The organism is Pseudomonas sp. JV414 (assembly GCF_032424305.1).
Taxonomy (GTDB): Bacteria; Pseudomonadota; Gammaproteobacteria; order Pseudomonadales; family Pseudomonadaceae; genus Aquipseudomonas; species Aquipseudomonas lini.
Genome location: NZ_VYKC01000008.1, coordinates 1 through 10,296 on the forward strand (window position 1 = coordinate 1; position 10,296 = coordinate 10,296).

Below are 10,296 nucleotides of genomic sequence, written 5' to 3' on the forward strand. Positions count from 1 at the left end.
AAGGCCCGAAGGTCCCCTGCTTTCTCCCGTAGGACGTATGCGGTATTAGCGTCCGTTTCCGAGCGTTATCCCCCACTACCAGGCAGATTCCTAGGCATTACTCACCCGTCCGCCGCTCTCAAGAGGTGCAAGCACCTCTCTACCGCTCGACTTGCATGTGTTAGGCCTGCCGCCAGCGTTCAATCTGAGCCATGATCAAACTCTTCAGTTCAAACATCTTTGGGTTTTTAAGAAAACCTAAACTTGGCTCAGCAATCGTTGGTTACATCTTTGATTTCTCGCGGAGTAACTTGTGATGCTGATAATCTTGTTGACTATCAGTCTGACTCCACAAGCACCCACACGAATTGCTTGATTCAGTTGTTAAAGAGCGGTTGGTTAAGATCTTTCGTCTCAACCGAGGCGCGCATTCTACAGCAGCCTCTGTTGCTGTCAAGCGGTTATTTTCAGAAGTTTTCGAAGAATTCTTCAACAACTTCAACCACTTGCGCTTTCGATCTCTCGTTAGCGGGAGGCGAATTCTACAGCGTTACACGCTGCTGTCAACACCTCTTTTTCTCCGCTTTCGACCGAGATGATCGAACCGTCAATAAGGCAAAAACACACTGCCTTACCAACTCCTTCTGGCTTCGATGAACTGAAGCGTAACCGCTGCCGAAAACTGCTTAACTCTTTGTTTACCAAGGAGTTTTCCGTTTCGACTGCGCCGGAAGTGGGGCGAATTATAGACTTCCAGAATCTGCCGTCAACACCAATTTTCACATTTCTGTCATATAGACCCAAAAAGCCCGAAAACACGAAGGCCAACCTCAAGAGGTCGGCCTTCTGCCCTTCTACTTACAAGCTAGGAAATGCGAACTGCGAAGCCTCATGGCTCGCTCGTTGCGGCCAGCGCTGGGTAATCGCCTTGCGACGAGTGTAGAAACGCACGCCATCCGGACCATACGCATGCAGATCGCCGAACAGCGAACGCTTCCAGCCGCCAAAGCTGTGATAAGCCACTGGCACTGGCAATGGCACGTTGACGCCGACCATCCCCACTTCAATCTCATCGCAGAACAACCGCGCCGCTTCACCATCCCGCGTGAAGATGCATGTGCCGTTGCCATACTCGTGATCGTTGATCAGTTGCATCGCCTCTTCCAGGCTGTTGACCCGAACGACGCACAGCACCGGTCCAAAGATCTCTTCTTTATAGATGCGCATTTCTGGCGTGACGTTATCGAACAGGCAACCGCCCAGGAAGAAACCTTCTTCATGACCGGCCACGCTCAGACCACGACCATCTACCACCAACTTCGCACCTGCCGAAACGCCGTCTTCTATATAGCCACTGACTTTATCGCGAGCCTGACCGGAAACCAGCGGCCCCATATCCAGGCCGCAGGTCGTACCCGCACCGATTTTCAGCGCTTTGACCTGTGGAACCAGTTTGGCCACCAGCGCATCGGCCACCTGATCACCGACGCACACGGCTACCGAGATTGCCATGCAGCGCTCACCGCACGAACCGTACGCCGCGCCCATCAGTGCGCTGACTGCGTTATCCAGATCCGCATCCGGCATTAATACCGCGTGGTTCTTCGCCCCGCCCAGCGCCTGGACGCGTTTGCCGCGCTTGGTGCCTTCGGCGTAAATGTATTCGGCAATTGGCGTCGAACCGACAAAGCTCAACGCTTTGACTTCCGGCGCTTCGATCAAGGCATCCACCGCAGCCTTGTCGCCATGCACCACACTCAGCACGCCTTTCGGCAGGCCGGCTTCCAACAGCAGCTGAGCAATCAGCAGCGTCGAGCTTGGATCACGCTCGGACGGTTTCAGAATAAAGCAGTTGCCACAGACGATCGCCAGCGGATACATCCACAGCGGCACCATGGCCGGGAAGTTGAACGGGGTAATACCGGCCACCACGCCCAATGGCTGGAAATCCGACCAGGCATCGATGTTCGGCCCGACGTTACGGCTGTACTCGCCCTTGAGAATTTCCGGTGCAGCACAGGCGAACTCGACGTTCTCGATCCCGCGCTTCAATTCACCGGCCGCATCTTCCAGGGTCTTGCCGTGCTCTTCGCTGATCAGTTGTGCAATGCGGGCTTCGTTCTGTTCCAGCAATTGCTTAAAGCGGAACATCACCTGAGCACGCTTGGCCGGCGGAGTGTTACGCCAGGCCGGGAACGCAGCCTTGGCCGAGTCGATGGCTTTTTGAATGGTTTCACGGCTGGCCAATGGCAGCTTGTGGATCGCCTGACCGGTGGACGGGTTGAACACGTCGGCCGTACGACCGTCTTCGGTCACCAGTTCGCCATTGATCAAATGCGGGATAAGGCTCATGCGGGGCTCCTGAAAAGTTGTCCACAGGCGCCCGCGAGAGGACGCCTATATATAGAGGGAAAAATCAGTCGATTTTGTTCAGCACTTCGCCGACCGCATCGAACAAGCGATCGAGGTCTTGCGGCTTGCTGTTGAAGGTTGGGCCGAACTGCAGGGTGTCGCCGCCGAAGCGCACGTAGAACCCGGCTTTCCACAGAGCCATGCCGGCTTCGAACGGACGCACGATGGCATCGCCGTCGCGAGGCGCAATCTGGATGGCACCGGCCAACCCGTAGTTACGAATGTCGATGACGTTTTTCGAGCCCTTCAAACCATGCAACACATTTTCGAAATGCGGTGCCACTTCCGCCACGCTCTGCACCAGGTTTTCCTTTTGCAGCAGGTCGAGTGCTGCCAGGCCCGCAGCACAAGCCACCGGGTGGGCGGAATAGGTGTAGCCGTGCGGGAATTCCACCGCGTACTCAGGCGTCGCCTGGTTCATGAAGGTCTGGTAAATCTCGGAGCTGGCAATCACCGCGCCCATCGGGATCGCGCCGTTGGTGACTTGCTTGGCAATGCACATCAGGTCCGGAGTCACGCCGAAGCTGTCGGCGCCGAACATCGAACCGGTACGGCCGAAACCGGTGATCACTTCGTCGAACACCAGCAGGATATTGTGCTGATCGCAGATTTCGCGCAGACGCTTGAGGTAACCCTGCGGCGGAACCAGTACACCAGCGGAACCGGCCATTGGCTCGACGAATACCGCAGCAATGTTCGAGGCATCGTGCAGCTCGATCAGCTTCAGCAGTTCATCGGCCAGGGCGATACCACCTTGCTCCGGCATCCCACGGGAAAACGCATTGCTCGCCAGCAAAGTGTGCGGCAGGTGATCGACGTCCATCATCGCCTGACCGAACAGTTTGCGGTTGCCGTTCACGCCGCCCAGGCTAGTGCCAGCGATGTTCACGCCGTGATAACCACGAGCGCGACCGATCATTTTGGTTTTGGTGGCCTGGCCTTTCAGGCGCCAGTAAGCACGCACCATTTTCACCGCTGTGTCTGCACACTCGGAACCCGAGTCGGTGAAGAACACGTGATTCAGATTGCCCGGCGTCAGGTCGGTGATTTTCTCGGCCAACTGGAACGACAGCGGATGACCGTACTGGAAGCCCGGCGAGTAATCGAGGGTGCCCAATTGCTTGGCCACCGCTTCCTGGATTTCCTTGCGGGTGTGTCCGGCGCCGCAGGTCCACAGACCCGAGAGCGAATCGTAGACCTTGCGGCCCTTGTCGTCTGTCAGCCAACTGCCCTCGGCAGCCACGATCAGTCGCGGGTCGCGCTGGAAATTGCGGTTCGCGGTGTAGGGCATCCAGTGAGCATCGAGCTTGAGCTGGCTGGCCAGGGAAGTCGGGGCGTTTTCAGGCACGTTCATGGGCAAAACCTCGCAGGGCAATAAGCGGCGTGGAGATGAAAAGCTTTCTTGCAGCTAAATTGCCACGGAGATAAAGTCGGTGAAATCCAACTTTTCTAACCTTCAGTCAGCCCGCTACTAAACTTTGAGTAACCAAAGCATGAGCAGCCGTCGTCCCGATCCGCTGGCGCAAGTCAGTGACTTTGATATCCGGCTGTTGCGGATTTTTCGCAGCGTCGTGGAATGCGGCGGCTTCTCCGCGGCAGAGTCGGTGCTGGGTATCGGTCGCTCGGCGATCAGCCAGCAGATGAGCGATCTGGAGCAACGCCTCGGCCTGCGTCTGTGCCAACGCGGTCGCGCCGGTTTTTCCCTGACCGAAGAAGGCCGCGAGGTCTACCAATCAGCGCTGCAGTTATTAAGTGCGCTGGAAAGTTTCCGCACCGAGGTCAATGGCCTGCACCAGCACTTGCGCGGTGAGTTGACCATCGGCCTGACCGACAACCTGGTCACCCTGCCCCACATGCGCATTACTCACGCCTTGGCGCAGCTGAAGGAGCGTGGTCCGGACGTGCAGATCCAGATCCGCATGATCGCGCCCAATGAAGTTGAACAAGGCGTGCTCGACGGTCGCTTGCATGTCGGCGTGGTGCCGCAAGCCAGTGCGCTATCGGGCCTGGAATATCAGCCGCTCTACAGCGAACGCTCGCTGCTGTATTGCGCGGTCGGCCATCCGCTGTTTTATGTCGACGACAAACAACTGGACGATGAACGCCTCAATAGCCAGGACGCCATCGCCCCGACCTTCCGCTTGCCCGCCGAGATCCAGGCCCACTATCAAGCGCTCAACTGCACCGCCAGTGCGTCGGATCGCGAAGGCATGGCATTTCTGATTCTGACCGGGCGCTACATCGGATACCTGCCGGATCATTACGCCAGCCTCTGGGTGCAGCAGGGCCGATTGCGTGCGCTGAAACCCAAGGCGCGTTTTTATGACCTGAGTCTGGCATCGGTCACCCGCAAGGGCCGTCGCCCCCACTTGGTGCTGGAGAGTTTTCTGGAGAGCCTGGCGGCGACGCGTTGAACAAGAAATTCCCTGTGGGATCGCGGTGGTCAAGGTTTTATCGCAACAGGACTTGTCTGAGACCTGCGGGTGCGCTATCAACGCATCTGGTTGCACCCATTTACCTGTTCGGAAGTGCCTATGACCTTTGAAGTCCCAGCCCACGGCGGCAAACCCGCCAGCCGCATTCGTCAGAAGAACGAAGAGACCATCATCAAAGCCGCCGAAGACGAGTTCGCCCGTCACGGGTTCAAAGGCACCAGCATGAACACCATCGCGCAGAATGCCGGATTGCCCAAAGCGAATCTGCATTACTACTTCACCAACAAACTCGGTTTGTACGTGGCGGTGCTAAGTAACATCCTTGAATTGTGGGACAGCACCTTCAATACCCTGACCGTCGAGGATGATCCGGCAGAAGCATTGACCCGATACATCCGCGCAAAAATGGAATTCTCCCGGCGCCAGCCACAAGCTTCGCGGGTCTTCGCCATGGAGGTCATCAGCGGCGGCGAATGCCTGAGCGCGCATTTCAACCAGGACTATCGCATCTGGTTTCAGGGCCGGGCCGCGGTGTTTCAGGCGTGGATCGACGCCGGCAAAATGGACCCGGTCGACCCGGTGCACCTGATCTTCCTGCTGTGGGGCAGCACCCAGCATTACGCCGATTTTGCCACGCAGATCTGCCGTGTCACCGGGCGCACCAAGTTGACCAAGCAAGACATGGAAGACGCCGGCAACAACCTGATCCGCATCATTCTCAAAGGCTGCGGCCTGACGCCTGCTATCTAAGACACTTATGCCTTTTACCCTCAGCGGCTTTTGCGAATACCGCGAAGAGATTCGCAAAAGCCGCTTCATCGCCCTCGCCGGACCAATCACTAGCGCAGTCGACGCCCAGGCGTTCATCGAGCAGCACAGTGATTTGAACGCCTCGCACAATTGCTGGGCATGGAAACTCGGCGATCAATACCGCAGCAATGACGATGGCGAACCCGGCGGCACCGCTGGCCGGCCAATTCTGGCAGCGATCGAAGCGCAGGATTGCGATCAGGTCGCGGTGCTGGTGATCCGCTGGTATGGCGGCATTCAACTGGGCACCGGCGGCCTCGCCCGGGCCTATGGCGGCGGCGCCAACAAATGCCTGCAAGGGGCGCCGAAGGTCGAGCTGATCAGCCGGGTGCCGGTCAGTTGTGCCTGTGCGTTTGGCGAGTTGGCGCTGGTGAAGCTTCGGTTAGCGGAACTGGGCGGTTTGGTCGTAGAAGAAACCTTCACGGCCAATGGCGTGGAACTGCAATTGGCGATCGGCGAGGGGCAAATAGAGACCTTGCAGATGCAACTGGCGGATTTGAGTCGCGGGCGCATTTTGTTGCAGCGATAAAAGATCAAAAGATCGCAGCCTGCGGCAGCTCCTATGCGCCTGTGGGCGCTGCGATCTTTTGGGGCGCCCCGATTTACCCTGCATTCGATAGTTGCCCACATCTACTGTGCACCCGGCTGTGGATAACCTGAGCACATTCCGCTGTAACCCTTCTGTCATGCGGCTTTGCGGGCTTTGCTCATTTTTCGTCCAAATCGCCATCAACCATGTTTATTCCATGTAAAAACAATTAGTTAGAGCGGTTTATCGCCATTAGAAGAAAGCCCCTCAGTGCTTATACCCATGCACTCGGCTTGCGCACAGATACTGTGGAACAACCTGTGGATAACCCGTTCATGGCTGGCGCAGCCCCATGTCCGACATAGCTTGCAGGGTATTGCTCGTTTTTTGATCAATACACCGCGCGCAAAACCGGAGCCTGATCAAAGAACGTGCCCTCAAGTGGTGCCTGATTCGGAGTTGGAATAAGACGAGGCACCGTCCACAACCCCTATGCCAGCAAGGCCTTGCCGATTTCCTGACTCAATGGCCAGGAAATTGCTTTATCCCCAGGCATAACTTCTGTCGACCTGAGCCTGTCATGTCCAACCCCGTGCCGATCCCCGATCAAATACCCCGCCTGCAATTGCGCAGAATCAGCAAACGTTATCCCGGTTGCCTGGCCAACGATGCCATCGACTTGAGCATTGCGCCCGGTGAAATCCACGCCCTGCTCGGCGAAAACGGTGCGGGCAAAAGTACCCTGATGAAGATCATCTACGGCGTCACTCACGCCGACTCAGGGGAAATGATCTGGCAGGGCCAGCGCGTAACCATGCGCAATCCGGCCCAGGCTCGCGGCCTCGGGATTGGCATGGTGTTCCAGCATTTCTCGCTGTTCGAAACCCTGAGCGTGGCGCAGAACATCGCGCTGGCAATGGGCGCTGCGGCAGGAGCACCGAAGCAGCTTGAGCCGAAGATTCGCGAAGTGTCACAACGCTACGGCATGGCGCTGGAACCGGAGCGACTTGTCCACAGCCTGTCCATCGGCGAGCGTCAGCGTGTGGAAATCATTCGATGCCTGATGCAAGACATCCGCCTGTTGATTCTCGATGAACCGACGTCGGTACTGACTCCGCAAGAGGCCGACGAATTGTTCGTCACTTTGCGCCGACTGGCCGCCGAGGGCTGCAGCATTCTGTTTATCAGCCACAAGCTCGGCGAAGTACGCGCGTTGTGCCACAGCGCCACGGTGTTACGCGGCGGTCGGGTAGCCGGGCATTGCGTGCCGGCGGAGTGCTCGGATCGGCAACTGGCGCAATTGATGGTCGGTGAAGCCGCCGAGCTGATCACCGACTATCCAAAGGTCACTGGCGCTGATGCGTTTTTGAACGTGACGGGATTGTCCTGGCACAACCCAGACCCGTTCGGCTGCTCTCTGAAGAATATTGATTTCGACGTGCGCAGCGGCGAAATCGTGGGAGTCGCCGGAGTGGCCGGCAATGGTCAGGATGAGTTGCTGGCCTTGCTCAGTGGCGAAGAACGGTTACCCCGCGATGACAGCGCAACGATCAGTTTCGGCGGGCAACCGGTGGCCCATTTGCGGCCGGATGCTCGACGCAAACTTGGCCTGGCATTCGTCCCCGCCGAGCGTCTGGGCCATGGCGCGGTGCCGGAGCTGAGCCTGGCAGATAACGCCCTGCTCACCGCGTTTCAACAGGGGCTGGTCAGCAACGGGCTGATCCAGCGCAGCAAGGTCGAAGCGCTGGCCGAAGACATCATTCGCCGCTTCGGGGTCAAGACACCCGATGCCCAGGCGCCTGCTCGCAGTCTGTCCGGCGGCAACTTGCAAAAATTCATCCTCGGTCGGGAGATCCTTCAGCAGCCTAAATTACTGGTGGCCGCGCACCCGACCTGGGGGGTGGACGTCGGTGCGGCCGCGACCATTCACCGGGCGTTGATTGCCTTGCGCGATGCTGGCGCGGCGATCTTGGTGATCTCCGAAGACCTCGACGAACTGTTCCAGATCAGCGACCGCCTCGGCGCCCTGTGCGGCGGTCGGCTGTCGCCATTGCAGGCCACCGTCGACACCCATCTGAGCGACGTCGGCGGCTGGATGGCCGGCCAGTTCGACGCGCCTCAATCACCTGCCCCCGTAGCGCTTTAACGGAGTTTCACATGCTGCTTTCTCTCGAACCGCGTGGCCAGCAATCACGCCTGATGTTGTGGTGCTCGCCCTTGCTGGCGGCCGTGTTGACGCTGGGCTGCGGCTCATTGCTATTTATCGCGCTGGGCCACGATCCAGTGCTGACCTTGCACACGTTGCTGATTGCACCGATCAGCGACCTGTACGGCGTCTCCGAACTGCTGGTCAAATCGCTGCCGATTCTGCTCTGCGCATTGGGCTTGGCGGTGGCGTATCAAGCGCGGATCTGGAACATCGGCGCCGAAGGTCAGTTGCTGCTCGGCGCCCTCGCCGGCAGTGCGTTGGCGGTGAACATCGTTGGCTTGCAAAGTCGCTGGGCGCTGGTGCTAATCCTGGTGGTCGGCACCTTGGCCGGCGCCGCGTGGGCCGGGTTGACAGCATGGTTGCGCACACGCTTCAACGCCAATGAAATCCTCACCAGCATCATGCTCAATTACATCGCCCTGAACTTGCTGCTGTTCTGCGTCCACGGGCCTTTGAAGGACCCGGCGGGCTTCAACTTTCCAGAGTCGGCGATGTTCGGCGATGCCAGTCGTTTGCCGCTGTTGATGGAGGACGGTCGGGTGCACGCCGGGGTCTATTTCGCCCTGCTCGCGCTGGTGGCGGTGTGGGTGTTACTGCAGAAAAGCTTTGTCGGTTTCCAGATCAAAGTGCTCGGGCTGGACAAGCGCGCCGCAGGTTTCGTCGGCTTTCGCGAGAAGCGGCTGATCTGGCTGGCGCTGTTGATCAGCGGTGGTTTGGCGGGGTTGGCCGGCGTGTGCGAAGTCACCGGGCCGATCGGCCAGCTGGTGCCGCAGGTCTCGCCGGGTTACGGCTATGCGGCGATCACCGTAGCGTTTCTCGGGCGACTGAATCCCATCGGTATTCTGTTTTCCAGCCTGTTGATGGCGCTGCTGTACATCGGTGGCGAGAGCGCGCAGATGAGCATGAACCTACCGCAAGCGATCACTCAATTGTTCCAGGGGATGATGCTGTTTTTCCTGCTGGCCAGTGACGTACTGATTCTCTACCGACCGCGTTTGAACCTGCGCTGGGCGCGCCGTGCACCAACCACCGCCGTACAAGCAGGAGCCTTGTGATGGATATCGATCTGCTGAGCAATATTTTCTACGCCATGGTCCGTTGCGGTACGCCGTTGTTGCTGGTGGCGCTGGGCGAGCTGATTTGCGAGAAGAGTGGCGTCCTCAATCTGGGGCAGGAAGGCATGATGCTGTTCGGGGCGGTGATCGGTTTCATCGTCGCGCTGAACAGCGGCAACCTCTGGCTTGGCGTGTTGCTGGCGATGCTCGCCGGGATGCTGTTGTCGTCGCTGTTTGCCTTGGTAGCACTGGTGTTCAACGCCAATCAGGTGGCGACCGGGTTGGCGTTGACGATCTTCGGCGTAGGCCTGTCGACCTTTGTCGGCGCAGCGTGGGTTGGCAAACCGTTGGCGGGTTTTGAGCCAGTGGCGATTCCGTTGTTGAGTGAAATCCCGCTGATCGGGCGGATGCTGTTTGCTCAGGACTTGCTGGTGTATCTGTCGTTCGCGCTGTTCACGTTAGTGGCCTGGGTGATTCTGAAAAGTCGCGTCGGGTTGATTATTCAGGCGGTTGGCGAAAACCCGGATGCGGCCAGTGCCATGGGCTTGCCGGTGTTGCGCGTGCGTACGCTGGCGGTGCTGTTTGGCGGGGCGATGGCGGGGTTGGCCGGGGCTTATTTGTCCTTGGCCTACACGCCGATGTGGGCGGAAAACATGAGCGCCGGTCGTGGCTGGATTGCCTTGGCGCTGGTGGTGTTTGCCAGTTGGCGAGTGTGGCGATTGCTGCTCGGGGCGTATCTGTTCGGGCTCGCCAGCATCCTGCATTTGGTGGCGCAGGGGTTGGGGCTGGCGATGCCGTCGAGCCTGCTGGCGATGCTGCCGTATGTCGCGACCATTGTGGTGTTGGTGCTGCTGTCCCAACGAAACC

8 protein-coding genes and 1 rRNA gene are annotated in these 10,296 nt (G+C 58.6%); 6 read left to right on the forward strand and 3 right to left on the reverse strand.

The window, feature by feature from the left end; genetic code table 11:
- The 3 genes from F6R97_RS10990 to F6R97_RS11000 form a co-directional block, all read right to left on the reverse strand.
- A 16S ribosomal RNA gene (locus F6R97_RS10990) occupies positions 1 to 211 on the reverse strand; the annotation flags it as partial.
- Between the two features lie 626 nt (positions 212 to 837).
- Positions 838 to 2,331 (reverse strand): CoA-acylating methylmalonate-semialdehyde dehydrogenase, encoded by a 1,494-nt coding sequence (locus F6R97_RS10995; RefSeq protein WP_048396214.1) that lies wholly within the window; start codon positions 2,329 to 2,331, stop codon positions 838 to 840.
- 64 nt (positions 2,332 to 2,395) lie between these two features.
- Positions 2,396 to 3,745, reverse strand: a complete 1,350-nt coding sequence (locus tag F6R97_RS11000; RefSeq protein WP_315866525.1) for an aspartate aminotransferase family protein — start codon at positions 3,743 to 3,745, stop codon at positions 2,396 to 2,398.
- 139 nt (positions 3,746 to 3,884) lie between these two features.
- Here F6R97_RS11000 and F6R97_RS11005 point away from each other — a divergent pair, with 139 nt between their 5' ends.
- From F6R97_RS11005 to F6R97_RS11030, 6 genes are all read left to right on the forward strand, one after another.
- Positions 3,885 to 4,805 carry a LysR family transcriptional regulator gene (locus F6R97_RS11005; protein WP_008006295.1) on the forward strand — a complete coding sequence of 307 codons (921 nt, stop codon included), beginning with the start codon at positions 3,885 to 3,887 and terminating at the stop codon, positions 4,803 to 4,805.
- 120 nt (positions 4,806 to 4,925) lie between these two features.
- Complete coding sequence (locus F6R97_RS11010; protein WP_038978834.1) at positions 4,926 to 5,576, forward strand: TetR/AcrR family transcriptional regulator; 651 nt, start codon at positions 4,926 to 4,928, stop codon at positions 5,574 to 5,576.
- A gap of 7 nt (positions 5,577 to 5,583) precedes the next feature.
- A complete protein-coding gene (locus F6R97_RS11015) occupies positions 5,584 to 6,165 on the forward strand; it encodes a YigZ family protein (protein ID WP_315866526.1) in 582 nt (193 codons plus the stop codon).
- A gap of 580 nt (positions 6,166 to 6,745) precedes the next feature.
- Positions 6,746 to 8,311 carry an ABC transporter ATP-binding protein gene (locus F6R97_RS11020; RefSeq protein ID WP_038978832.1) on the forward strand — a complete coding sequence of 522 codons (1,566 nt, stop codon included), beginning with the start codon at positions 6,746 to 6,748 and terminating at the stop codon, positions 8,309 to 8,311.
- 11 nt (positions 8,312 to 8,322) lie between these two features.
- On the forward strand, positions 8,323 to 9,429 hold the full coding sequence (locus tag F6R97_RS11025) for an ABC transporter permease (protein WP_315866527.1): 1,107 nt from the start codon (positions 8,323 to 8,325) through the stop codon (positions 9,427 to 9,429).
- The coding region (locus F6R97_RS11030) for an ABC transporter permease (RefSeq protein WP_315866528.1) at positions 9,429 to 10,296 on the forward strand (868 nt) is incomplete at its 3' end. The genes F6R97_RS11025 and F6R97_RS11030, both read left to right, overlap by 1 nt.